Here is a 24,693-nt window from a genome sequence, read left to right as displayed (position 1 = left end):
ATTTGCTCATACTTCAATCACTATTGCCCCAAGGACCGCCTAAAGTGGACAATCCAGAATGACGTATGCATCCTTCTTCCCATAGTTGAATAGCAATCGACGGTTCGCCTAAATGATAAGCCGTAATGCTATACCATTTATAGTAGGATAGATGTCCTTTTAATTTACGCTTTGGCAGTCGGTTAAATCGTTCATAGGATTCATAATAGCATCCAATCCTAGCAAGTGTAACGGCTATATTTAACTGTTGTTGTTCCCTTATAGGATAAACATTCTTTATTTGTTGAATGTGTACTTCTGCTGCTTCTTTGTTGCTCGTCAAATGATAAAATATTGCCAAGTTACAAATCGTATGCAAAGAAGAATCATTAAGTTGTAACCATTGTTCTTCTAACTCAATAGCTTCTTCTTTTTCCCCACTAAAAAATAGTGCTTCTGCATATTTGTGTTTTGCAAGTATATGATTCGGGAATAAGCGCATCATTTCTTCTAATATGGGCAAAGCTTGTTCCCATTGCTCATGCTCCATGTAATAAAAGGCAGATTCCTGATAACGCATCAATTCATCTTCTTCCGCAAATTCCTCCTCATCTTCCTCATCGTCCATTGTTAACATTTCTACTAGTTCTTCCGCTTCTTTATGAAAATCCCCTTCAGGTGCTCGTTGTAAGTAATCTTTCGCAAATTTCATCGCATCATGGAACAACCCTAGATGGGCGTAATTGTTAGCGATTAAATAATGGCAATCGACGTAATCATGACCAAATTCAGCTAACACGTTCATTAGTACTTGATTCGCACTATGATATTGACCAGTTTCCGTGTAAACGACCGATAACTGACAATGATATAAAGGTTGCTTCGGCGATAACTCAATCGCTCTTGTTAACCATTTTATAGCTTTTTCAAATTCTCTCCGTTGAAATGCCCTCACACCTTGACCAAAATAAAACTCCCCTTCAGGTGTAAAGGGGATAACATTTCGATGTATTTTCCCCTGTGAGCTAGTCATGGAGTTATCCATATAGGTCCTCCTCTTCGAACCAAACAATGATATATCCACAGGGCATTATACACTATATTCCGTTTTCAACCAACATGTGTTTATTTTTTTCGGTGACGAATTTCCAACACTTGTAACACATCACTCAAGGATAATCCGCGGTCCACGAGTAATAATAACGTGTGAAAAAATAAATCTGCTGTTTCTTCCGCTAATTCCTCATGATCGTTATTTTTAGCAGCAATAACCACTTCTCCAGCTTCTTCCGGAACTTTCTTAGCAATTCGATCCAACCCTTGACGAAGCATGTTAGACGTATAAGAGCCTTCTATTGGAACTTTCTTTCGCTCCATTAACAACCATTCTAATTCGTCTAATATGTAATTATACGAATGCGGTGTAGACTTTTCCTCTCCATATAAAGTAGAGGAAAAGCAAGTTACCTCCCCTTTATGGCAAGCAGGACCATTCGGAATAACTTGAAGTAATATAGCATCTCGATCACAATCATATTTCATAGAAATCACTTGTTGTGTATGACCTGACGTTTCCCCTTTTCTCCATAACGATTGGCGAGATCGACTATATAATACAGTTTCTCCACTTTCTATTGTTTGCTTCATTGCTGCTTCATTCATGTACGCAAGTGTCAGCACTTCTTTACTTCTGGCATCTTGAATAATTGCTGGTACCAATCCATTTTCATCAAATTGAATCCTCCCTATGTTCACCGTACATGCACCCCACTTTGTTTTAACATTTGCTTCACATTTGTAATAGATGTTTCTTTGTAATGAAAAATTGATGCTGCTAATGCTGCATCAGCAAGGTTACGTTGAAAAACTTGTACAAAATGTTCTCCTCGCCCCGCTCCTCCTGATGCGATTACTGGTAGATACACCTTTTGCTGAATCGCTTCGAGTAAAGGTAAATCGAATCCGCTTTTCTCACCGTCCTGATCCATACTAGTAAGCAATAACTCCCCAGCACCTAATCGCTGCACGTGCTGCGCCCAATCGATTACATTCCATTCTGACTCCTCTCGCCCTCCATGGGTGTATACGTTCCAAGAGTTTGACGCTCTCTTATATTTCGCATCGATTGCTACAACCATACATTGCGAACCAAAATAACGCGCCCCTTCCCGAATAAGCTCAGGGTTACGAACAGCAGCTGAATTTAGCGATACTTTATCTGCCCCAGCTCGCAAAATAGCTCGCATGTCAGCAATAGATGCGATTCCTCCCCCAACTGTAAACGGGATGGTTAGCGTAGCCGCGACTTGGCGCACGACTTCGAGCATCGTTTTTCTCCCTTCATTAGTAGCTGAAATATCAAGAAAGACGAGTTCATCGGCACCTTGTTCATCATATAGCTTAGCCAATTGAACAGGATCTCCTGCATCACGAATGTTGCCAAATTGGATCCCCTTTACAACGCGACCCTCTCGGACATCTAAACAAGGAATAATTCGTTTCGTCAACATCGTTCTGTCACCTCATCAATCGCATCTCTTACCGTCATTTGTTTCGTATAAAGCGCTTTGCCGATAATAACACCTGTTACGTTGCTAACTTGCTTTAATCGTTGCAAATCCGCTAATTGAGCCACACCACCTGAAGCGATCACGTTTTTCCCTGTTACGTCAGCTAATTGAGCAATGGCCTCGATATTAGGACCATTCATCATTCCGTCATGGGCAATATCTGTGAAAATGAACGTTTCCACACCGCTTTCAGCAAAATACTTCCCGACGTCTATCACGCGTTGATGAGAATTATTCAACCACCCTTCCGTCGCTACGTAACCATCACGAGCGTCTAAGCCGATTGCAATTTTACTACTGTAGTCTTTTACTAATTCCTTCGTAACATTTGGCTGTGAAATGGCTAAGCTACCAACCACCACTCGCGACACGCCACGTTCTATATAAAAAGCAACATCCGCTTTCGAACGAATACCTCCTCCCACTTGAACGTGAACAGGTAATTCACTGGAAATCTGTAAAATATGCTTTTCATTCACCTTTGTTCCGTCGCGAGCTCCGTCTAAGTCCACTATATGGATCCACTCTGCTCCTTGGTTTGCAAAATCTTTCGCTACTGCAAATGGATCTTCACTATAGATTGTTTCCCGTTCGAAATCCCCTTGGCTTAGGCGAACACATTTCCCATTTTTGATATCAATAGCTGGATAAATTGTGAATGGTCCCATATAAACACTCCTCCTTCTTCATGATGAAGTTACAAAAGTTCCCCAGTATAGCCATACCTGTCGTCGCACTTTTTTCGGGGTGAAATTGCGTGCCATATACGTTCCCTTTTCCTACAATAGCGGGTACTTCCGTTTCATATCGTGCACTTGCAATGACAATAGACGGATCCATTGTTTCCACGTAATACGAGTGAACGAAATATACATAACCACCCGTGATGGACTGTGTTAATACATCGTTTCGTTGATAGAAAGTCAAATCATTCCATCCCATATGCGGAACTTTATATCTATTGCCAAGTACGTCTTGTCCAGTAAAGCGAACGACACGACCTGGAAGAAGAGCTAAACCTGCCGCCCCTTTACCTTCTGCACTTTCTTCAAATAACAATTGCATTCCTAAACATATACCGAGCAATGGCACACCTTGGTTCACTTGGTGCAGCAAAAAGTCTTTCATTCCAGAAGCTTCTAAAGACTTCATTGCATCTGGAAAAGCACCAACACCAGGTAAAAGAAGCCCTTTACACGTTTGTAGTTCACTTGGCGAAGCAGATACAACATGCGGAATGTCCATATGTTGTAACGCTTTTGAAACACTAAATAAGTTACCCATGCCATAATCTATAATGCCAATCATGCTACAATCGCCCTTTCGTAGACATAATCCCTTTAATACGTGGATCTATTTGTGTTGCTTCATCTAATGCACGAGCCGTTGCTTTAAACATAGCTTCAATGATATGATGCGTATTGGAACCGTGATGAACGATAATATGAAGATTCATACGTGCTTCTAAAGCAAGCTTCCAAAAAAACTCATATACATTCTCTGTATCAAATGTACCGACTTTTGCTGCGGGGAGATTCGCTTTCCATTCCAAATGCGGTCGATCACTTAAATCGACAGCGACTGTGACGAGCGTTTCATCCATTGGAAGACTTACCGAACCGTAGCGACGAATTCCTCTTTTATCTCCTATAGATTGACGCAATGCCTGCCCTAGTACAATCGCAATATCTTCTGTTAAATGATGATCATCTACCTCCACATCTCCTTTTCCTTCGACAGACAGATGGAAAAAGCCATGTTTTTGAAACAGTTCTAACATATGACTCAAAAAAGGTACTTGGATGTTGATTTCCCCGCTGCCATCACCATCAACGTTTAATTGTAAACGGATCGTCGTTTCCGCTGTTGTCCTCTCGATGCAACTCGCTCTGGCCTCGTTCATTCCCTTTCCTCCATTCGTATTTCTATTGCCCTGGCATGAGCTTCTAAACCTTCCATTCTAGCAAAGCGGGCAATGTCCGGTGCTTGAGCATGAAACGCTTCTTCGTTGTAATAAATGACACTCGATTTCTTCACGAAGTCATCAGTGCCTAATGGACTTGAGAAACGAGCTGTTCCATTTGTCGGTAACACATGGTTCGGTCCGGCAACATAATCCCCTACAGGCTCTGAGCTATAACGACCAAGAAAAATAGCTCCTGCATGCTTTACCTTTCCGAGTACACGTAGTGGCTCTTTCATCATGATTTCTAAATGCTCTGGGGCTATCTTATTTACTACTTCTAAGCATTGCTCCATACTTGTGCATACAACAATCGCTCCATGCTGTTTTAGACTATCCATAGCGATTTGCTTACGAGGCAAGTCATCTACTTGTCGCTCCACCTCGTCTGCTACTTGATCCGCTAATAAGGTAGAGAAGGTTACGAGAATGCTAGAAGAACGTTCGTCATGCTCTGCTTGTGACAGCAAATCAGCCGCTACTTCTTTAGGTGAAGCCGTATCATCGGCAAGAACGACAATTTCACTCGGACCTGCCATCATATCTATATCTACAACACCAAAAACAGCTCGCTTCGCCAACGCTACATAAATATTGCCAGGACCGACGATTTTGTCGACAGATGTAATGGATTCCGTTCCATACGCTAACGCGGCTACCGCCTGTGCTCCCCCTACTTTATACACTTCCTGCACTCCAGCAATATGTGCTGCCACAAGTACTTCAGCTGGGATGCGACCGTTCAATCCTGGAGGAGATACCATGACAATCCGCTCCACACCTGCTACTTTTGCCGGAATAACGTTCATGAATACAGAGGAAGGATAGGAAGCTGTTCCACCTGGTACGTACACTCCCACTGCATCTAGCGGGGTTATTTTTTGTCCGAGCATCGTACCGTTACTTTCTGATTGGAACCATGAATGACGTTGCTCCTTTTCATGAAACGTCTTAATTCGTTGCGCGGCTTGCTGCAAAAGCGCAATGTCTTCCTTCTTCATTTGTTGACGAGCTTGGACGAATTCTTCTTCTGTTACACGCAATTGCGACAGCGTAGCACCATCGAATTTCACTGTGTATTCTAGTAGTGCTTCATCTTGCCTTGAGCGTACATCAGCCATAATCCTTTCCACAATAGCAAGTTGCTGCGTTGTTCCAGCATCGACATTCCGTTTCCCACGTAGTACATCACTTGGAGTTAATCGTTTCATACGTCGCTTCCTTTCTCTAAAGCTATTTGGGCGCTTAATTGTTCTATCATGTTATCTAATATAGGACTTGATAATCGATAGCTAACCGGGTTTACAATGAACCTTGACGTGACGCGGGCAATTTTCTCGTATTCGATTAATCCGTTATCTCTTAGCGTTTGACCGGTAGAAACGATATCCACAATGCGGTCGGTTAAACCGATGAGTGGTGCTAATTCTATTGAGCCATTTAACGGTATAATTTCGACTTGTTCTCCCTGCTCTCGGAAGTACTCCGATGCAATGTGCGGATACTTCGTTGCTATTTTCGGTGCTATTTTGCTTAACGGTTGATTCGGTAAACCAGCCACAGCTAAATAACAGGCACTAATGTTTAAATCTACTATTTCATACACATCCCGATTTTGTTCTAATAACACATCCTTACCTGCAATGCCGCAATCCGCCGCTCCATATTCTACATACGTAACGACATCCATTGGCTTGGCAAGCATGACACGAATGTTATATTCAGGGAATTCCAGAACAAGCTTCCTTGATTGTTCTACATGGGTGAAATCATAGCCAATTGTGCGTAGTAGCCCTGCAGCTTCATCAAAAATACGACCTTTAGGCATGGCAATCGTTAACCAATTATTCATATACAACACCACCTCTACAAACATCAACGACACGTTTGAAATGTTGCGAATAAGAAGAGTCAGAAATACCATCTATCCATTGTAAGACGACCTTTTCACCGTTTCTTCGCAATTCTTGTGCCTTACAAAGTGCTTCTGAAAATGTTTGATCATCATATAATATGAGTACTCGATCATGCAATGGTTCCTGTTCTCCTAACGCTTCCATCAACCTGTCTAAATGAATCGCAAATCCTGTTGCAGAAGCATCCGATTGAAAAGAAGGTAGCAGCTGATCATAGCGTCCTCCATTACATAACGAGGCACCAACCTTCGGAGTGTATCCTTCAAATAATATCCCTGTGTAATAGTGCATGTGACTGATGACCGTTAAATCAAAGGACACGCAGGAATGAACATCGTATAGCTGTAGCAATTGATACAGTTGCTTTAATTCTTGAATAGCCTTATGACACGCCCCATTTTCCGCCATTTCCTCAGCTGCAGCGAATACATGATGCTTTCCTCTTAAAGATAAAAGCTGTCTTAATCGTTGCCTATCTTCATCCTTTATATTTACTTCTTTCACTGCTTTACGAAAACCGACATAATCTTTTTCATATAAATAACGCAAAAATTGCTCTGCTTCTGTGCTTCGATGTCCCCCAAAAATTTCAAACAATAACCCTTTTACATAGCCAATATGACCAATCGTAATATGAAAATCTGATAATCCGGAAGCCAATAACGCCTCAATTTGCAACGCAATCACTTCTGCATCCGCATAATCCGATGTTTCTCCTATGTATTCAACACCGATTTGTTCAAATTGAGCAGGCTTGCCACCTTCTGTTTGTTGAGCGCGAAACACTGGTCCATCATAATGAAGACGAAGCGGATATCCTTGCTCCTTTAATTGTGAAGCTGCCACTCGAGCAATAGGTACTGTTAAATCAGGCCGTAACACGAGACTATGACCTTGCCGATCTAGCAACTTAAATAGGCGCGTACCTTCTATGGCACTAGCTCCACCAACCGTATCCAAATATTCCACCATCGGCGTTTCTAACCCTTGATAACCCCAGCTCGTTACTGTATTTGCAATAGCATGCCGAACGCGCTGTTTATGTTCATACAAGAAAGGTAATGTATCTCTCATCCCTAACGGCTTTTCAAACATGAACCGATTATTCACCATTCCGCCCCCCAATTGACCCATTTTTCTGAATACTTTAACTTGCTAATATGCTAACAAACAAAAGTAAAATCGTCAACAAAAAATAGATGATTCCTCCGTTTAATTGAACCGGAAAATCATCTATTTTTACGAGCATTGATTGTTTTTTATGTATCAAATAAGTGAAAATAATCTACCTAACCAAACCCCCATTTATCTATACGAATTTCGCAATCGGAGGAATGCAAATAAAAACAGTTGCAATTGTTCATTCATTTGATTCTCATCTACCGTGCGCTCTACAATGAATCCAGGCATCGAACCAAATCGATCTGCCGCTTCCATTGGAATACCACCTTCAATCAATGTCAACACTTGCTGACCTTGTGCATCATATATAATCCATTTAGGCAATGTAGCATCTAGTTCTGCTTTCCATTTTATTGTATCTTCTTCACACAAACAAAATTGCGTTTGCTTCGACTCTTTTCCACATTGTTTCGCATAACTAACATAATCCCCATTGCTATTACGAATAAATAATGTTGGTTGAAATCCACCTTTATGAATGAAATCAAACAAGCGGTTTCCTGCTGCATCGTAATAGCCACTTTTACTCGGTGCCAGTAACGGTATTGAAAAAGAAAGGAACATAACATTGCATACACGCCACCACTTCTTACTATCATCTTCCATAAACGCATAAATGAAACCATTCATATCATACAGGCGTACACTTTCTCGGACAGACATAGACATGCCTAGATACATCCTTCTTGGCCAATTTCCTTCCCTATCCAGTTTTACTTGCTTTGTCACGGAAGCTAGATGGGCGAATCGCCAGTCACGTAGACCACTTTTTGTTAGTGCCACGCCGTATATTAATAAAGGAATTACAAGCAATACGAAACCATACATATCCATTAGCGGAAAGATAACAGCAATAATTGATGTCAAAGCAAGGAATACGATACCTGTGTTCAGCTGTCTTTTCCCCTCTTTTTTCAGAACGAGTTCCATATTCTCCATCATCCCACCACCTAAACTTGTTTATATCAATCATTACGAATAAAACCGCTGATTTGTTTCAAGAAAAAAGAACAGCATCCCTCATATGCTGTTCTGAAAAAAGTGGTCTTCTTGTTGACGCTTTTGCATCTCTTCTTGTGTATAAATCACTTTCATCGGATTACCACCGACGAAACAGCCTGGTGGGACGTCTTTATGAACAAGGGTGCCCGCTGAAATAATGGCGCCATCACCAATAGTTACGCCTGGTAAAATCGTTGAATTGGCGCCAATCATAACTTGATCGCCAATCGTAACTTGGCCGAGACGATACTCTTTAATTAAATATTCATGTGCTAATATCGTTGTGTTATAGCCAATCACACTATTTGTGCCGACAGTAATTTTTTCTGGAAACATGATATCCGGCATGACCATGAGCGCAAAGGCGGTATGGTTGCCGACCTTCATATGTAAAAACGTGCGATAGAGCCAATTCTTCATCGGGATAAACGGTGTGTAACGAGCGGCTTGAATCACGATGAAATTTTTAGCGACTTTCCAAAAAGGCACTGTCTTATAAATATGCCACAGGGAATTCTTATCTTGGACATGATAACGCTCGGTCTTTCTCATTCCATCACTCCATTACAAGCTTTGTTAAATCACTCATATGTTCAAGCATGTAATCTGGTTGTAAATCTTCTAGTACTTGGCGACCTTTAATCGTCCATGCAACGCCGGCTGTTTTCGTCCCAGCATTTTGACCTGCTTCAATATCGTGCGTGTTATCACCAATCATAATCGTTTCTTCTGGTGTTGCCCCAAGCTCCTTCATCGCACGGACTACTGGTTCTGGATGCGGCTTTGCATTTGTAACATCATCCAGCGTCACAATCGTATCAAAATATGGCTCAATTTCTGTTAGCTTTACCCCCATAGTCACCGTTTGACGAAGTTTTGTTGTAACGATACCTAATTTAAATCCTGCTTCCCTTAACTTCGATAACGTTTCCACTACTCCATCGTAAGCGACGACTAAATCATCGTGATGCTCATGGTTATGCGCGCGATACGTATTCATCATTTCTTCTACATCCACTTTGTCGCTAATAGAGCTTAAACTTTCTTCTAGAGGAGGCCCGATAAAATCGATCACATCCTCCCGTGTGTATTGATTAGGTGCATACTTCTCTGTTGTATGAAGAAACGAAGCAATAATTAGTTCGTTTGTATTTATAAGTGTACCGTCTAAATCAAATAGAAGAGTGCGAATGGTCATATACGTTGTCCTTTCTTTTGTTCATATTTATTCTATTCCAAATAAATCCTACCACTGCTGTTAACAGTATTGCCGTAGCAAGACGAATAACGAGCAATGGCCAGACTGGGATACCTAGCGGGATAAAAATTAATGTATCCTCTACTACTGCGTGGCAAGACACTAAAAATAGCAGGGAAAGGTACATATCTTTTTTTGATACCCCATCTTCTTCTACTGCTTGGATCATGAGTCCCGCACCGTATGCTAAGCCAATCGTGAGTCCTGCGATTAATGTCGTTGATGCATTCCGGTCAACACCAAGAAAGCGAGTAAACGGAGCGAACCAATGAGAAAAACGGGCAATCCAATTATTCTCCTTTAACCATTGCATCACAATCATTAAAGGAATGACGATACAGGCTAATTGCACAATGGCGATCAATGCTGTTTGCAGACCGTTAAGACTAATCATCAGCCAGCCTTCAGGAATATCTGTTTGTGCAATCATACCGTATTGTGCCATCTCCGAACCACCTTGCCAAAAAAAGTTGATTAATAAAGCGGAGAAAAACGCTAAACATATGCGAATGCCAACAACAAACCACCACTTTACACCAACTTTAGCAGCAACGGTAGATTCAATTAATAAATTGTGAGAAAACGAAAGCATAATTGCCATTATAAAAACTTCTTTAACCGTAAAGTCAAAGGAAACAATAGCGGCAATGCCTGCATATAAGTTAAGAAAGTTCCCTAAAACGAGTGGAATGGCGGCCTCTCCTGACAAGCCAAGCCACTTCATCATAGGTTCTACAATATTCGTCACCCAACCTAGCACTGGCGTAGCTTGCAAAATAGTAACAATAAATGTAATAGGAAAGATTACTTTACCAAGTGTCCACGTTAAATGTAAGCCTTGTTTAAAACCTCTATTTAATACACCAAGCAAAATAAACCCCTCCTTTTATTTTTCTACTTTTTTACCGTTGTAATACGTATCCGCTTTGTTAAAGTAACGACGATAAATAATTAAGCTAACCGCCCATACAATTAAGATGACGGAAATAACTTGTGCCGTTCTCAGCTCTCCAACAATATATAAACTGTCGGTACGCAAGCCTTCTATAAAGTAACGACCAAAAGAGTACCAGATTACATAGCTTAAGAATATTTCCCCACGTCGCGGATAATATTTTCTCAGTAGAATGAGGAAGATGAATCCAAGCACATTCCAAACCGATTCATATAAAAAGGTCGGATGATACATCACACCACTAATACACATTTGATTCGTGATGAAGTCAGGTAAATATTGCATAAAATTATTGTAAAATTCCTCCGATACCGGTCCACCGTGCGCCTCTTGGTTCATAAAGTTTCCCCAGCGCCCGATTGCCTGGCCTAATAGCAAACTAGGTGCGGCAATATCCGCTAATTTCCAAAATGGGACGTTACGAACACGCGCAAAGACAAGAGCAGTTAGTACAGCACCAATAATGGCACCGTGAATCGCAATTCCACCTTCCCAAATTGCGAAGATATCAATCAATGAGCCACCAGCATAACGCTCCCATTCAAATGCCACGTAGTAAAGTCTGGCACTTAAAATAGCAATTGGAATAGCGAAGACAACTAAATCAATAAAGATATCTTTTTTCATGCCAAGACGTTCTGACTCACGCATTGCAAGTATTAATCCTAAATAGGCCCCGACTGCAATGATGACACCATACCAATAAATCGATATGGGACCGAGCTGTAGGAACACACGATCAAGCGCCTCCGTACTACATGTCACTATAAAAACCTCCTTTGTTTACACCTTCTTGATTTTCTCCAATCATGTTCGTTAATCGCTCCGAAAATTCCTCCGCCGCATTGATTCCCATCCGCTTCAAACGGAAATTCATCGCTGCTACCTCAATAATAACAGCAAGGTTTCGCCCTGGACGAACAGGTATGGTAGACTTCGGAACTTCTACATCCATTATTCTCATCGTTTCTTCCTCTAACCCTAACCGATCGTATTGCTTATTTTGATCCCAAAGCTCTAAGTTAATGATCATCGTTATCCGTTTATGGCTACGAACTGCTCCAGCGCCAAATAACGTCATTACATTAATAATGCCAAGACCTCTAATTTCTAATAGATGTTCAATTAGCGGCGGGGAGTTACCAATTAACGTATCGAAATCCTCTTGGCGAATTTCCACACTATCATCAGCAACGAGGCGATGTCCTCTTTTCACAAGTTCTAAAGCGGTCTCACTTTTTCCGACACCACTTTGACCAGTAATTAATACACCTACACCATATATATCAACCAAAACGCCGTGAACAGCAGTAAATGGTGCGAATTTCGTTTCTAAGTAATTGGTTAAGCGACTAATAACACGTGTCGTTTTATACGGTGAGCGCATAATTGGCACACCTGCTTCATTTGCCGCCTCAACAAATTCTTCTGGTACGTCCATCCCTCGTGTAATAACGATACCCGGCGTCACATCTGTACAAAGTTGCATGGCCCGATCTTTTTTCTGTTCATGCGATAACTCCAGAAAGAAGGATAATTCTGTTTTCCCGAGCAATTGCAGACGCTCAGAAGGATAATATTTAAAATAGCCCGCCATTTCCATACCAGGACGTGCTATATCACTTGTAAATATTTCACGATGAACACCATCATGTCCCGCTACTATTTCTAAGGTAAAACGGTCTAAAAGATCCTGCGTACGAACTTTTGTCATATGTATAAGGCCCCCTGATTTTTTTACCAGCTTTCACTTATCTTACTTACGTTATATAAACAACATCTATTGTAGCATTTTTTACATTTGTCTGCGGAAATACTGCAAGAAAAAAATAATCCACATCGCACAGTGGATTACTTAATATCATCAACAAGCTTGTTAAGAGCTAGAGAAAGCAAGGAAATGAAAAAGGAACATACGATTGCCATTCCAAAGCTAGAAATTTCAAAACTGCTTCCCATTATAGCTTGCGCAATCATTAATGTGATCGCATTTATAATAAACAAAAATAAACCTAGCGAAAGTACCGTAATCGGCAATGTAAAAATAATAAGCACTGGTTTAACAAATACATTTAAAATGGATAACAGAAAGCTTGCTAATACAGCGGTAGCGACACTTTCAAGGTAAAATGATGCGAATAATTGATCGACTGCTATGAGTACCACTGTCGTCACGATAATGTGTAATAGCCAGTTCTTTAACATACGAATCCTCCTTTACTTCTTATCATTTGAGTAGATGCAAATATCGCCTGTTGTCGTTTCTCCATTTATGTGTAAAGCATCCCCTTCACCTGCACAGAAACGCATTTCTTTCTTCAGTATTTCATTTACTTCCTCTTGCACTTCTAACGTAGGAATGTAGCATTTCAAACGGCCTACATTTGTTTGAATAGTCCCACTTACGCTCTGTACGGTTGGCAAATGTACGTTTATATTTCCAGTTGTCGTTTTCAGTACGGCACGATGAGCTTCTGTTCCTTGTTTCCATGTACAATGAATATTGCCGTTCACACATTTTGCCTGGACGTTCTCTATGGAACCTTCTATATTTATTTTGCCGTTTAACGTCTCTGCCTTTACCTCACTTACATGTATATCGGTTAATGCCATCGCACTATTAGATGATTCAACTTCTAATTCATTTCCTCTTATGTCATGCAAACTTATTTTACCATTCGTCGTTTTTGCTTGAAACTGCTTTACGTCCATTTGTTCTGCATCAATAACTCCATTAAACAGTTTCACCGATATGGTTTTATATAAACGTTTCGGGATATATAACGTCAAGTCAGCTTTCATCTTTTTAGAATCTAATTGAAAGCGCAATGTATGATCGCCCACATCATATTCTTTACATTGCATAAAATGTTCTCTTGCTTCTGTTTGATCATTTACTTGATATACCTTCACTTCACATTCCATTCGCACGTCCTCTTCATCCCAAGGAATAACACGAACAGAGCCATTCGCGACCTCTATTTCAATTTGTGAAAACGTAACTCCCTGATGTTGAAAAATGTGTGATACATCATAATGGGGACCGAAATTGAAATCTAAATCAACATTCTTTATCTTCTTTATCGTATCCCCTAACAATTGCTTAAAGTAATTCTTCGATGAACGAGCGCTGTTCCCCTTCGCATATTGTTCCGCATTCCAGTCCACTTTAGTCGAAAGAGATTGATGTTTCACTTCTTCAGCATGCTCTAGCGCTTCTAACAATTCTTCTGCTTCACTAGCTGTAATAACCCCATCTTCTATCATTTGTAAAATTCGCTTTCGTTCCTCTGTCATATGCCCACCTTCCTTATAACGATTCTACAAGTGTTCCTATTCCCTATTCATAAATAATCTATTCATTTTTAATAACTGTTGTGTAGTAAAAAAGCTATTCCAAAGCTCTTAATTGGAATAGCTCTTTGCATTAAAACGTCCATTTGTAAAACTCTTCATAACGCAAATGTTTTTGTGCTTCTTGATTTAATTGTTTTAACTGGGGACTCTCACGGAATTGACTCAACATTCCTTCTGCTTGAGAACGATGGGCTTCTATAGCTTTCATTTTCTTCTCAAAATACGCCTCCACATCATACATAATGTCCGGCTCTCCTAACACGTCACGGCGGTCGTGAGTAATCGCTTTCGCCCACAATTCCGGACGTTGTTCAGCTGGATACATGCGTACTGCTTCAATAGCCGCTGCCCCCATTGCATCATGATCCGGATGTACGGCATATCCTGGATAAAATGTAATAACAAGACTTGGCCGGAGCTCATCTAGTATAGATTTTAGATGCGTAGCAACCTGTTGTGTATCTTCAAATTCTAACGTTTTGTCCCGATATCCTAACATTTGGACATCCATATCTAACACTTTACATGCAGCGAGCAACTCTTGTTTTCTAATTTCCGGCAACGATTCTCTAGTAGCAAACGGGGGACTTCCCATATTACGCCCCATCTCTCCAAGCGTCCCGCATAAATACGTGACAGGAATACCTTGCTCTCTGAATTTCAATGTAGTACCAGAACATCCGAATGATTCATCATCTGGATGAGGTAATATTATGACAACGTGCTGATGTTGTTCCATCACTCTCACTCCTTCTGTCCCTATTTAAACGGCGTCTCACTAATTTCACAGGCAACCATTAATCGTCCTTCCGCATCATGCCCAGCCAATAATAATCGATGGTGTTCATCTAACTCCCAATGCGTCAAACCTTCTGCATACATCCAACCAGCATCCATTTTCAATCCAACCCGAAAACTAGTTGATCCTATAATTTTTACTTGCTTATAACGAATTTGAACATTACGAATAAAAGCTCCAACATTGGAGGCTTGCGAATTAAAATGACTAGCATACGCTCCATTCGTTGTTTCCAAATGAACATAAACATCTTTATTCAAAAAACGCTCTAAAACCTTTTGGACTTCCTCTTTCTGAATAAGTTCCATCAAGGTGACTCCTCTCTCTTACTAGTATCTTCATATACTTTACCTAATTTCACACCAAAACGTCAAAGCATCCACATTATGCAGTTGAGGATTGGGGCAATTATGTGACTCCGCTACCTTTTATTCGAATCTCGCTCACTGTCACCTACACAAAATATAATAAGCGCCCTCTTCTCTCAGTGAAAAAGGGCGCTCATTTATAGTTTATTTGGATACTTTTTCTCTTTCCTTTAATCGTTGGTGCATTCGTTGCTCGTCACGTTCTAGTACTGGGCCTAAATATTTTCCTGTATAGGATTGTGGGTGTTCTGCTACTTGTTCTGGTGTTCCTGTTGCGACAATTTCGCCACCTCGCTCACCGCCCTCTGGTCCTAGGTCAATGAGGTAATCAGCTGTTTTGATTACATCGAGATTATGTTCAATAATGAGTACCGTGTCTCCGTTTTCTACGAGGCGTTGGAGTACGACTAATAAACGAGCGATATCATCAACGTGTAATCCGGTTGTTGGCTCATCTAAAATGTACATCGAACGACCTGTTGAGCGGCGGTGTAATTCACTTGCTAATTTCACACGTTGGGCTTCTCCGCCAGAAAGAGTAGTAGCTGGCTGTCCGAGTTTAATGTATCCTAAACCTACATCACAAATAGTTGCTAGTTTTCGCTTTATTTTCGGAATTGCTTCGAAAAATTCATACGCATCTTCAATGGTCATCTCTAACACGTCTGCAATGCTCTTTCCTTTATATTTCACTTCGAGTGTTTCTCGATTATAACGTTTTCCATCACATACTTCACAAGGAACATATACATCTGGTAAAAAGTGCATTTCGATTTTAATAATTCCATCGCCACGACAAGCTTCACAACGTCCACCTTTTACGTTAAAGCTAAATCGGCCTTTCTTATAGCCGCGAATTTTTGCTTCATTTGTCTGGGCATAAACATCACGTACATCATCGAAAACCCCTGTGTAAGTGGCTGGGTTAGATCTCGGCGTTCGGCCTATTGGTGATTGGTCGATATCAATTACTTTATCAAGCTGATCGATTCCTTTTATCTCTTTATGCGCTCCAGGTTTCACTTTACCTCTTGTTAACTTTTGGGCTAATGATTTGTATAGAACTTCATTTACGAGTGTACTTTTTCCAGAACCTGAAACACCGGTAACGACATTCATTAAACCTAACGGAATCGATACATTAACTTGTTTCAAATTGTTCTCTTTTCCACCGATAATATCGATGTATCTACCATCTGGTTGACGCCGCTGGGATGGCACTGCAATAAACTGTTTTCCTGATAAATATTGTCCTGTTAATGATTGATCATCGGCCATTACTTCTTCAGGCGTTCCGCTCGATACAATCTGTCCGCCGTGAACACCAGCTTTAGGACCGATATCAATTAAATAATCTGCTGCTAGCATTGTATCTTCATCATGCTCAACAACGATTAACGTATTATCCAAATCACGCATTTGTTGTAGCGTTCCAATTAATCGGTCGTTATCTCGTTGATGCAAACCGATCGACGGTTCGTCTAGTACGTATAACACTCCCGTTAAGGCAGATCCGATTTGCGTGGCTAAACGAATTCGTTGCGCTTCTCCTCCAGATAACGTACCTGCTGAGCGAGATAAAGTTAAATAATCTAATCCCACATTAATGAGAAAGGATAAACGATCACTGATTTCTTTCAATATCATTCGAGCAATTTGTGCTTCTTTTTCTGTCAGCTCTACTGTATCAAAAAATTGTTTTGCATCCTGAACAGATAAGTCTGTTACTTGACCAATATGTTTGCCTTGTATAAGAACAGACAACGTCTTCTCATCTAGTCGATAGCCTTTACATTTCGGACAAGATTTATGGGACATGTACTTTTCCATTTGTTCGCGAATAAAATCGGAAGAGGTCTCTCGATAGCGACGAGCGACGTTATGCACAACACCTTCAAAGAAGATTTCATTTTCACGGACGTTTCCTAAATCATTTTCATAGCGGAAATAAATTTTTTCATCACCGCTTCCGTATAACACTTTATCCAGTAAGTGTTTCGGAACCTTATTTACAGGGGTATCCATATCAATACCGTAATGATTACACACACTTTGTAGCAACTGTGGATAATATTGTGAACTATTCGGCTCCCAAGGGGCTAAGGCGTGTTCATTTAGTGATAAGTTCCAATTCGGTATAACTAAATCGAGATCAACCTCAAGCTGTTGTCCTAATCCGTCACAATGGCCACATGCTCCAAATGGGCTATTAAAAGAAAACATACGTGGCTCTAACTCTCCGATTGAAAAACCACAAATCGGACAAGCATGATTTTCGTTAAAATGTAGTTCTTCTCCATCAATAACATCGACAATTAATTGACCTTCCCCTAGCCGAAGAGCCGTTTCGACAGAATCAGATAATCTGCCTGCAATCCCTTCTTTAATCGCAATTCGGTCAATGACCACTTCAATAGAATGCTTCTTATTTTTCTCCAGTTGTATATCCTCTGTAATTTCGCGCATTTCTCCATCAACACGTAAACGAACGTAACCTTGCTTTTGCAAATCCTCTAACACTTTAATGTGCTGCCCTTTACGTCCAGAAACAACCGGAGATAGAAGTTGCATTTTTGTTCGTTCAGGATAAGTTAATAGCTGATCGACCATTTGCTGTACGGTTTGAGATGTAATTTCCACACCATGCTTCGGACATGTCGGACGGCCAATTCTCGCAAATAATAGTCGTAAATAGTCATAGATTTCTGTCACTGTTCCGACTGTGGAACGTGGGTTTTTACTCGTCGTCTTTTGATCGATTGAAATGGCAGGAGATAATCCTTCTATGGAATCCACATCCGGCTTATCCATTTGTCCTAAAAATTGGCGAGCATATGCAGATAACGATTCAACATAACGACGCTGCCCCTCTGCATATATCGTGTCAAATGCTAGAGATGATTTCCCGGAACCGGATAACCCTGTCAAAACAACAAGCTTATTCTTTGGTATATCGATATCAACGTTTTTCAAATTGTGAGCACGAGCCCCTTGAACACGAATCATTTTCTGTTTGCTCATCTTCACGGTCACCCTTCCGCTTTCAGTTCTAAAATTAAATCACGAAGTTCTGCTGCTTTTTCGAAGTTCAATTCCCGAGCAGCCTGCTTCATGTCTTGCTCCATCTGTTGTACCAAGTCACCTTTTTCTTTCTTCGTCATATTGGCTACTTTGGATTGTTTGTGGTCATACGTTTCTTCGTCTTCTGCAGCCATCGTTGCTTGAATGACGTCACGAATTTCTTTCTTAATGGTCGTCGGTGTAATACCATGCTTCTCGTTATAAGCGATTTGTTTTTCGCGGCGGCGTTCTGTTTCATCAATCGCTATCTTCATAGAATCGGTATATTTATCTGCATACATAATAACTTCACCATTCTCATTACGAGCGGCACGTCCTATTGTTTGAATTAATGAACGCTGCGAACGCAAAAATCCTTCCTTATCGGCATCTAGTATCGCAACGAGTGACACTTCTGGTATATCTAATCCTTCTCTTAATAAGTTAATACCAACGAGAACATCATATACACCTTTCCTCAAGTCACGAATAACCTCAATCCGCTCTAGCGTTTTCACCTCGGAATGTAAGTAAGCTACTTTAATTCCAACTTCTTTTAAATAATCGGTTAAATCCTCAGACATTTTCTTCGTTAACGTAGTGACTAATACTCGTTCCTTCCGTTCTTTCCGTCGATTTATCTCACCAATTAAATTGTCTATTTGCCCTTGAATAGGACGTACTTCTATTTTCGGATCAAGTAGCCCAGTAGGACGAATAATTTGTTCTACCATTTCCGGTGAATGTTCTTGTTCATAAGGTCCTGGTGTGGCGGACACATAGACTGCTTGATTCACATGCTCTTCAAATTCAGCAAACATTAACGGGCGATTATCCATTGCGGATGGCAACCGAAAACCATGATCCACTAACACTTGCTTGCGCGCCCGATCGCCGTTATACATCGCACGCACTTGCGGTAACGTAACATGGGACTCATCAATTAACAGTAAGTAGTCATCCGGGAAATAATCAAGCAACGTATATGGCGTTGCACCAGCTTCCCGTAATGTTAAATGTCTAGAATAGTTCTCAATACCAGAACAAAACCCCATTTCATTCATCATTTCCAAATCATAATTCGTTCGTTGCTCTAAACGCTGAGCTTCTAATAGTTTATTTTGCTCTTTCAATATCTTTAATTGTTCCTGTAGCTCTTGTTGAATATTTTTAATGGCGATTTTCATCTTCTCTTCTCGCGTGACGAAGTGAGAAGCCGGAAAAATAGCTACGTGATCACGATCCCCAATTATTTCTCCTGTTAACGCGTCGACCTCACGAATCCGGTCAATCTCATCTCCAAAGAACTCCACCCGAACGCAATGTTCTTCTCGTGAAGCTGGGATAATCTCGACAGAATCGCCACGCACGCGAAATGTACCACGCTGAAAATCAATATCATTACGAGCATACTGAATATCTACTAAATCTCGTAACAATGCATCTCGATCCTTCTCCATTCCTGTTCTAATAGAAAGGACTAATTCCCGATATTCTTCTGGATTCCCTAAACCATATATACAAGAAACACTCGCTACAATAATGACATCGTTCCGCTCAAACAAGGAAGATGTAGCAGAGTGCCTTAGCTTATCAATTTCATCATTAATGCTAGCATCCTTTTCTATAAACGTATCTGTTGATGGAACGTATGCTTCTGGCTGATAATAATCATAATAACTAACGAAATATTCAACCGCATTATTGGGAAAAAACTCTTTAAATTCACTGTACAGCTGACCTGCAAGTGTTTTGTTATGGGCGATGACTAGCGTTGGTTTGTTTACTTGTTGAATTAAATTGGACATCGTAAACGTTTTCCCTGTCCCCGTGGCACCTAGCAACGTTTGATGCTTCTTACCGTTTTCAACACCTTTTCTCAGTTGCTCAATGGCACGAGGCTGGTCCCCTTGAGGTTGATAGCTCGATACTAATTCAAATTGTCCTTCCACACTGTGCCCTCCATTCCAGCTTTATCTACACGTAGTGTACCACATTTACCATCTATTTTAACACATATACGAACAAACATTCGAGTAATATACATCAAAAAGACTGACCTAAAAAAATAGATCAGCCTTTCCTATTATTGACGATATTGATTCACTTCAAACAAATCAATTAATTCAATAGATGGATGCTTGTCTTGGAACCAACGTAAGGAGAAATCGTTTTTGAATAGAGCCAAGAAGTTATCTTCACGGTCTTTAACGAGCAAGCTTCTTTCATCAAATAGCTTCTTATCAACTTGCTCGGTCTTTAACCATCTTGGAATACGTTCACCAATCGATTCAAATACGATTTCGACATTGTATTCATTATTCATGCGATATTCAAATACGTCATATTGCAATTGCCCAACTGCACCAATAATGTATTCATCACTTCTTAAGCTGCGAAATAATTGAATCGCTCCTTCTTGGACAAGTTGTTCAATCCCTTTTCTAAACTGTTTAGATTTCATGACGTTTTTCACTGTTACTTTCTTAAATAATTCAGGTGGAAACTGTGGAAGCTCCTCATATTCATACGTGTCACTACCTTGTACAAGCGTATCTCCGATGCGATACACGTTTGGATCATAAATACCAATAATATCTCCAGCATACGCTTCTTCTAACGTTTCTCTCGAAGAGGCGATGAATTGTTGTGTTTGAGCAATTTTGATGTTTTTCCCTGTTCGCGCTAATGTCACTTTCATTCCCCGCTCAAATTTACCAGAACATACACGAACGAACGCGACACGATCACGGTGAGCCGGGTTCATATTCGCTTGTATCTTGAAAATGAAGCCAGAGAACGCCTCTTGTTCAGGAGCAATTAACTCGCCAGAAGCTTTTCGAGGAAATGGCTGTGGCGCCATAGCAATAAAGGATTGGAAAAACGTTTCTACCCCAAATGGTGCAAGAGCACTACCGAAATAGACTGGTGTTAGTTCTCCTTGTTGCACAGCTTCTATATCAAATGCTTCCCCAGCTTCATTTAGCAATTCTATTTCTTCTGCAGCGGCTTGAAATTCTTCCGTTTGTATTAAGTCTTGTTGTTGCTGAAGCTCCTCTTTGGCAATGGCTTCCTCTAACTCATTTCCAGTAAACCGAATGAACTGGTCACGCTCTCGGTCAAAAATTCCCTTAAACCTTTTCCCCATTCCGACCGGCCAATTCATTGCATACGTTTGAATGTCTAATTCATCTTCTATTTCTTTTAATAAATCGAAGGGGTCTTTTCCTTCTCGATCGAGCTTATTAATAAACGTAAAAATAGGAATACCTCGCATTTTGCACACTTTAAACAGTTTAAGTGTCTGCGCTTCAATCCCTTTTGTTCCATCTATAATCATAATGACGCTATCAACAGCTGTTAACGTTCGATACGTATCTTCACTGAAATCTTCGTGACCTGGTGTATCAAGAATGTTGACATGAAGACCTTCGTATTCGAAATTCATAACAGAGGAGGTAACCGAGATGCCACGCTGCTTCTCAATATCCATCCAATCAGATGTCGCAAATTTCCCTGACTTCTTCCCTTTTACCGTACCTGCATTACGAATTAAATTACCATATAACAAAAATTTCTCCGTTAACGTCGTTTTTCCCGCATCGGGGTGAGAAATAATAGCGAAAGTACGACGCTTCTGCATTTCTTCTTTTATATTCATATAGCTAACTCCTATCTCATTTTCTCCTGTTGTTTTATTATACACTTCCTCTTTCCACAATAGTAAAGCCATATTTCTTTTTTTGAATGGAGGAGGTGTCAATAGCACGGACCACTAATTCTCTACCCACTTGATCAATCGGCAAATCAATCGTAGATAACCCTAAAGCTCTAGCAATAGGATGATTATCTAGCCCAAGAATAGCTAAATCTTGCGGCACTCGAATCCCTTGTTTTTTACATTCCATCCATATGCCCGCTGCTACTTGATCACTCGCTACTAAGAAAGCGGACGGTTTCTGTCTCAAGTGCTTATATTGATGAACAACACGCTCTCCATCCTCCATCGTTAAACATTGTACAAATGCCCAGTTAGCATTTATTGGTTCATTTATCGATTGAAGAGCAGTTTCATAAGCCTCCAAGCGAAGCATGCTATTGGGACTTGAAGGGCGTGCAATACAATAGCCGATTCGCCGGTGTCCCTTTTCTATTAAATAGTTCATTCCTGCTAAAAACGATTCGTAATGATCAATGGAAACTGTTGACATCTCACCGCCTTCGCTGTCTTCACACAAAACAATCGCACCATACGCTGTATAAGATCGAACTTGTTCATAAGGTAAGGCACGAGAAGTAATGATGACACCATCAATTTGCTTATGCTTTAACATCTCTAATGCTTCTAATTCTTTATCTCGATCATACGATGTTTGAAACAACACAAGGGTGTATCCTTCTTCTAACGCTTTTATTGAAATACCGTGAAGTAATTGCGAAAAATACGGGTGATTAATAAACGGTACAACGACACCAAGAAGCATTGTCCTTCCTTTAGACAAATTAATCGCATTACTATTTTGATGGTAATTCAACGCCTGAACAGCTTCCATTACCGCATTTCGCTTCTCCGCTTTCACGTAAGGATGTCCATTCAATACACGTGATACAGTCGTTACCGAAACATTCGCATATCGGGCTACATCTTTTATATTCGTCACTCTACCACCCTCTTCAGTAAAAGTTTTATCATTCACCCTTGCTCTGAAACGCGTTTCATAAAATATAGTAAAGGTACAAATAAAAAGGAAGGAAGTGATACGATGTTCACTGGCTTTATCGTAATCTTTCTATTATGTACAATTGAATGGCTTGGCATATATTGGGCAACGAACTTATCCGATGAATCGACAGAACTAGAGCGTTACGAAGAATGGTTTTATCATGATTAATTCAAACAAAAAACTGGACGCAACAGCCATCCAGTTTCTAGTTTGTTATTGCACAATATTCATCCCTTGCTGATGGTTATGACGATCTTTCACAAATACTAAACCAAGTTCGTAATAGTCATCTTCATACATCGCACTTTGGGTAAAACGAATTTCCCCATTTTGATCACGGACGGTTATTTTGCAAAAGGCACGATTTGTTTGCATTGCTTGATGAAATTCTTCCTCATTCGTTACAGGAATATTGTTGACTTGTTCGATTTGCTCACCGACAAGTAATCCCATTTTATCAGCGGTCGAATACGGTATCACACCAAGGACAGGAATTCCATCGGGTTTAAGTGTAAAATAAGGGTTTCGTCCACTATCTTGCCATTTCACAGCAAAGCTACTTCCCATTCGACCAATTAGCGCGAGCACTACTGCGGAAACAGACAGAATTGGCATATATAAACCACCAATACTTAACCCAATTACACTTATCGCTAATAACAAAACGTAGTTCCCTAACTGATTAGTCGCCTGTTGCGGTGGCATTCCTTTAACGACTAACTCATAGCCGAAGACGAATGGTACAAGCATAAGCCCAAACGATTGATCATGAATAGAAAATAGCGGCCACCATGGAGCGAACGATTCAATTGCTCCTCCAGGAATCAAGACAAACGCTGGCATAATCGCAAGCTTCCTTGCCATATGCTGTCCTACTACTTTTCCCCGACCACTAGAGGTATATTGTGGAAACGACTCATTCGCATAATGACGCTTTAATAAAATAGCCTCCACAAACAAAAGCAATCCTATCATAATTGGCAAAAAGCCCATGCTCGTTTGCGCCAATCCGTTGTACCAATCTGCTGGAAGAAACGACCAACGTTCTATCGGCATGAACGTCATAATGAAAAACGTTGCACTTAACGTATAGCCAGCTGAAAGCCACGTCAATCTAGCGGTTATGGACAAAAGCACAATAACAATCGTCCATAGAAGAACCAGTCCGTATGGCATGACTACCCCCGCGCCAACCATAAGCAACGATAGCAAACATCCGAATAAGAGACTTACCACCCACGTTCCTCTCCATTCAGAGAACACGTGGAATATTTTCATCCCGAAATTGGCCCGTTCTTTTTTGATTCGCAGTATCGAAGCAAAAAGAGTTAAACCAATAACCCAATATAATAATGGATGAAGAAACAACCGGCCAATCCCTTTAGCTAATTCTAGCAACCATAATTCTATCATGCATGTCCCTCCACTATCCGATCACTGTCTAGCTATGTTTTTAAAAAAGTATATATGTTGATTGTACGTCAACTCTTTCCTAATGAAAATAGCTAAACAAGAAAAAAATCACAGCAAGGTAACTGTATAAAGAAACCCGCAGCATAC

At 40.5% G+C, this 24,693-nt stretch carries 25 protein-coding genes; 1 reads left to right on the top strand and 24 read right to left on the bottom strand.

The genetic code is table 11. The annotated features are described in order from the left end of the window. Positions 1–13: 13 nt before the first annotated feature. The 23 genes from N784_RS10360 to N784_RS10250 form a co-directional block, all read right to left on the bottom strand. A complete protein-coding gene (locus N784_RS10360; protein WP_052127260.1) occupies positions 14–1,024 on the bottom strand; it encodes a tetratricopeptide repeat protein in 1,011 nt (336 codons plus the stop codon). A gap of 80 nt (positions 1,025–1,104) precedes the next feature. Then, positions 1,105–1,734, bottom strand: coding sequence for a bifunctional phosphoribosyl-AMP cyclohydrolase/phosphoribosyl-ATP diphosphatase HisIE (gene hisIE / locus N784_RS10355; protein ID WP_036834694.1), 630 nt, complete (start codon positions 1,732–1,734; stop codon positions 1,105–1,107). Then, positions 1,731–2,489, bottom strand: a complete 759-nt coding sequence (gene hisF / locus N784_RS10350) for an imidazole glycerol phosphate synthase subunit HisF (protein WP_036834693.1) — start codon at positions 2,487–2,489, stop codon at positions 1,731–1,733. Before hisF ends, hisIE begins: the two co-directional genes overlap by 4 nt. Then, positions 2,483–3,217 carry a 1-(5-phosphoribosyl)-5-[(5-phosphoribosylamino)methylideneamino]imidazole-4-carboxamide isomerase gene (hisA, locus tag N784_RS10345; RefSeq protein ID WP_036834692.1) on the bottom strand — a complete coding sequence of 245 codons (735 nt, stop codon included), beginning with the start codon at positions 3,215–3,217 and terminating at the stop codon, positions 2,483–2,485. The genes hisF and hisA overlap by 7 nt, the downstream gene beginning before the upstream one ends. Beyond that, positions 3,186–3,857, bottom strand: a complete 672-nt coding sequence (hisH, locus tag N784_RS10340; protein WP_036834690.1) for an imidazole glycerol phosphate synthase subunit HisH — start codon at positions 3,855–3,857, stop codon at positions 3,186–3,188. Before hisH ends, hisA begins: the two co-directional genes overlap by 32 nt. 1 nt (position 3,858) lies before the next feature. Further along, positions 3,859–4,452 (bottom strand): imidazoleglycerol-phosphate dehydratase HisB, encoded by a 594-nt coding sequence (gene hisB, locus N784_RS10335; RefSeq protein ID WP_036834689.1) that lies wholly within the window; start codon positions 4,450–4,452, stop codon positions 3,859–3,861. Further along, positions 4,449–5,723 carry a histidinol dehydrogenase gene (hisD, locus tag N784_RS10330; RefSeq protein ID WP_036834688.1) on the bottom strand — a complete coding sequence of 425 codons (1,275 nt, stop codon included), beginning with the start codon at positions 5,721–5,723 and terminating at the stop codon, positions 4,449–4,451. Before hisD ends, hisB begins: the two co-directional genes overlap by 4 nt. Next, positions 5,720–6,364 carry an ATP phosphoribosyltransferase gene (gene hisG / locus N784_RS10325; protein ID WP_036834679.1) on the bottom strand — a complete coding sequence of 215 codons (645 nt, stop codon included), beginning with the start codon at positions 6,362–6,364 and terminating at the stop codon, positions 5,720–5,722. The genes hisD and hisG overlap by 4 nt, the downstream gene beginning before the upstream one ends. Continuing rightward, positions 6,357–7,541, bottom strand: a complete 1,185-nt coding sequence (locus tag N784_RS10320) for an ATP phosphoribosyltransferase regulatory subunit (RefSeq protein ID WP_036834678.1) — start codon at positions 7,539–7,541, stop codon at positions 6,357–6,359. Before N784_RS10320 ends, hisG begins: the two co-directional genes overlap by 8 nt. Before the next feature lie 192 nt (positions 7,542–7,733). After that, positions 7,734–8,549, bottom strand: coding sequence for a hypothetical protein (locus N784_RS10315; RefSeq protein ID WP_036834677.1), 816 nt, complete (start codon positions 8,547–8,549; stop codon positions 7,734–7,736). An 81-nt stretch (positions 8,550–8,630) separates the two neighbouring features. Next, positions 8,631–9,164: an acyltransferase gene (locus N784_RS10310; RefSeq protein ID WP_036834676.1), complete on the bottom strand. Its 534-nt coding sequence runs from the start codon at positions 9,162–9,164 to the stop codon at positions 8,631–8,633. Between the two features lie 4 nt (positions 9,165–9,168). Further along, a complete protein-coding gene (gene ppaX, locus N784_RS10305; RefSeq protein ID WP_036834674.1) occupies positions 9,169–9,810 on the bottom strand; it encodes a pyrophosphatase PpaX in 642 nt (213 codons plus the stop codon). After that, positions 9,785–10,741 carry a nucleoside recognition domain-containing protein gene (locus N784_RS10300; RefSeq protein WP_036834673.1) on the bottom strand — a complete coding sequence of 319 codons (957 nt, stop codon included), beginning with the start codon at positions 10,739–10,741 and terminating at the stop codon, positions 9,785–9,787. The genes ppaX and N784_RS10300 overlap by 26 nt, the downstream gene beginning before the upstream one ends. Before the next feature lie 15 nt (positions 10,742–10,756). Further along, the gene (gene lgt / locus N784_RS10295) at positions 10,757–11,590 is read right to left on the bottom strand and encodes a prolipoprotein diacylglyceryl transferase (protein ID WP_036834672.1); all 834 of its coding nucleotides are present in this window, start codon (positions 11,588–11,590) and stop codon (positions 10,757–10,759) included. Then, positions 11,580–12,539, bottom strand: a complete 960-nt coding sequence (hprK, locus tag N784_RS10290; RefSeq protein WP_036834670.1) for an HPr(Ser) kinase/phosphatase — start codon at positions 12,537–12,539, stop codon at positions 11,580–11,582. Before hprK ends, lgt begins: the two co-directional genes overlap by 11 nt. A gap of 137 nt (positions 12,540–12,676) precedes the next feature. Next, entirely contained in the window at positions 12,677–13,030 is a 354-nt protein-coding gene (locus tag N784_RS10285; RefSeq protein WP_036834669.1) for a phage holin family protein, read from the bottom strand. A gap of 12 nt (positions 13,031–13,042) precedes the next feature. Continuing rightward, positions 13,043–14,122: a DUF4097 family beta strand repeat-containing protein gene (locus N784_RS10280; RefSeq protein WP_036834668.1), complete on the bottom strand. Its 1,080-nt coding sequence runs from the start codon at positions 14,120–14,122 to the stop codon at positions 13,043–13,045. 130 nt (positions 14,123–14,252) lie between these two features. Further along, positions 14,253–14,921, bottom strand: a complete 669-nt coding sequence (gene bshB2 / locus N784_RS10275) for a bacillithiol biosynthesis deacetylase BshB2 (RefSeq protein WP_036834667.1) — start codon at positions 14,919–14,921, stop codon at positions 14,253–14,255. Positions 14,922–14,941: 20 nt separating this feature from the next. Beyond that, entirely contained in the window at positions 14,942–15,289 is a 348-nt protein-coding gene (locus N784_RS10270) for a YojF family protein (protein WP_036834666.1), read from the bottom strand. A 204-nt stretch (positions 15,290–15,493) separates the two neighbouring features. After that, complete coding sequence (uvrA, locus tag N784_RS10265) at positions 15,494–18,370, bottom strand: excinuclease ABC subunit UvrA (protein WP_036834665.1); 2,877 nt, start codon at positions 18,368–18,370, stop codon at positions 15,494–15,496. 8 nt (positions 18,371–18,378) lie between these two features. Continuing rightward, complete coding sequence (uvrB, locus tag N784_RS10260; protein ID WP_036834664.1) at positions 18,379–20,361, bottom strand: excinuclease ABC subunit UvrB; 1,983 nt, start codon at positions 20,359–20,361, stop codon at positions 18,379–18,381. Between the two features lie 134 nt (positions 20,362–20,495). Next, positions 20,496–22,070: a peptide chain release factor 3 gene (locus N784_RS10255; RefSeq protein WP_036834663.1), complete on the bottom strand. Its 1,575-nt coding sequence runs from the start codon at positions 22,068–22,070 to the stop codon at positions 20,496–20,498. A 37-nt stretch (positions 22,071–22,107) separates the two neighbouring features. Next, a complete protein-coding gene (locus N784_RS10250; protein ID WP_036834662.1) occupies positions 22,108–23,070 on the bottom strand; it encodes a LacI family DNA-binding transcriptional regulator in 963 nt (320 codons plus the stop codon). Between the two features lie 102 nt (positions 23,071–23,172). Here N784_RS10250 and N784_RS17110 point away from each other — a divergent pair, with 102 nt between their 5' ends. Beyond that, positions 23,173–23,301: a hypothetical protein gene (locus N784_RS17110; RefSeq protein ID WP_269745334.1), complete on the top strand. Its 129-nt coding sequence runs from the start codon at positions 23,173–23,175 to the stop codon at positions 23,299–23,301. A gap of 45 nt (positions 23,302–23,346) precedes the next feature. On the opposite strand, the gene N784_RS10245 is transcribed toward N784_RS17110, so the two are convergent. Then, entirely contained in the window at positions 23,347–24,546 is a 1,200-nt protein-coding gene (locus N784_RS10245; RefSeq protein ID WP_052127259.1) for a PDZ domain-containing protein, read from the bottom strand. Positions 24,547–24,693 lie beyond the last annotated feature (147 nt).

It is taken from the genome of Pontibacillus litoralis JSM 072002 (assembly GCF_000775615.1).
GTDB classification, from domain to species: Bacteria; Bacillota; Bacilli; order Bacillales; family BH030062; genus Pontibacillus; species Pontibacillus litoralis.
The sequence above is the reverse complement of the archived record's forward strand: the minus strand, read 5'-3'. Positions and strand labels throughout refer to the sequence as shown.

Excerpts from the sequence above, each read along its gene's own strand:
- hisH (WP_036834690.1), bottom strand. The coding sequence starts at position 3,857 with ATGATTGGCATTATAGATTATGGCATGGGTAACTTATTTAGTGTTTCA.
- uvrA (WP_036834665.1), bottom strand. The coding sequence starts at position 18,370 with ATGAGCAAACAGAAAATGATTCGTGTTCAAGGGGCTCGTGCTCACAAT.
- hisA (WP_036834692.1), bottom strand. The coding sequence starts at position 3,217 with ATGGGACCATTCACAATTTATCCAGCTATTGATATCAAAAATGGGAAA.
- N784_RS10315 (WP_036834677.1), bottom strand. The coding sequence starts at position 8,549 with ATGGAGAATATGGAACTCGTTCTGAAAAAAGAGGGGAAAAGACAGCTG.
- bshB2 (WP_036834667.1), bottom strand. The coding sequence starts at position 14,921 with ATGGAACAACATCAGCACGTTGTCATAATATTACCTCATCCAGATGAT.
- ppaX (WP_036834674.1), bottom strand. The coding sequence starts at position 9,810 with ATGACCATTCGCACTCTTCTATTTGATTTAGACGGTACACTTATAAAT.
- hisB (WP_036834689.1), bottom strand. The coding sequence starts at position 4,452 with ATGAACGAGGCCAGAGCGAGTTGCATCGAGAGGACAACAGCGGAAACG.
- N784_RS10285 (WP_036834669.1), bottom strand. The coding sequence starts at position 13,030 with ATGTTAAAGAACTGGCTATTACACATTATCGTGACGACAGTGGTACTC.
- N784_RS10360 (WP_052127260.1), bottom strand. The coding sequence starts at position 1,024 with ATGGATAACTCCATGACTAGCTCACAGGGGAAAATACATCGAAATGTT.
- N784_RS10245 (WP_052127259.1), bottom strand. The coding sequence starts at position 24,546 with ATGATAGAATTATGGTTGCTAGAATTAGCTAAAGGGATTGGCCGGTTG.
- hisG (WP_036834679.1), bottom strand. The coding sequence starts at position 6,364 with ATGAATAATTGGTTAACGATTGCCATGCCTAAAGGTCGTATTTTTGAT.
- N784_RS10320 (WP_036834678.1), bottom strand. The coding sequence starts at position 7,541 with ATGGTGAATAATCGGTTCATGTTTGAAAAGCCGTTAGGGATGAGAGAT.
- N784_RS10255 (WP_036834663.1), bottom strand. The coding sequence starts at position 22,070 with ATGAATATAAAAGAAGAAATGCAGAAGCGTCGTACTTTCGCTATTATT.
- N784_RS17110 (WP_269745334.1), top strand. The coding sequence starts at position 23,173 with ATGTTCACTGGCTTTATCGTAATCTTTCTATTATGTACAATTGAATGG.
- N784_RS10310 (WP_036834676.1), bottom strand. The coding sequence starts at position 9,164 with ATGAGAAAGACCGAGCGTTATCATGTCCAAGATAAGAATTCCCTGTGG.
- hisD (WP_036834688.1), bottom strand. The coding sequence starts at position 5,723 with ATGAAACGATTAACTCCAAGTGATGTACTACGTGGGAAACGGAATGTC.
- hprK (WP_036834670.1), bottom strand. The coding sequence starts at position 12,539 with ATGACAAAAGTTCGTACGCAGGATCTTTTAGACCGTTTTACCTTAGAA.
- hisF (WP_036834693.1), bottom strand. The coding sequence starts at position 2,489 with ATGTTGACGAAACGAATTATTCCTTGTTTAGATGTCCGAGAGGGTCGC.
- N784_RS10270 (WP_036834666.1), bottom strand. The coding sequence starts at position 15,289 with ATGGAACTTATTCAGAAAGAGGAAGTCCAAAAGGTTTTAGAGCGTTTT.
- N784_RS10280 (WP_036834668.1), bottom strand. The coding sequence starts at position 14,122 with ATGACAGAGGAACGAAAGCGAATTTTACAAATGATAGAAGATGGGGTT.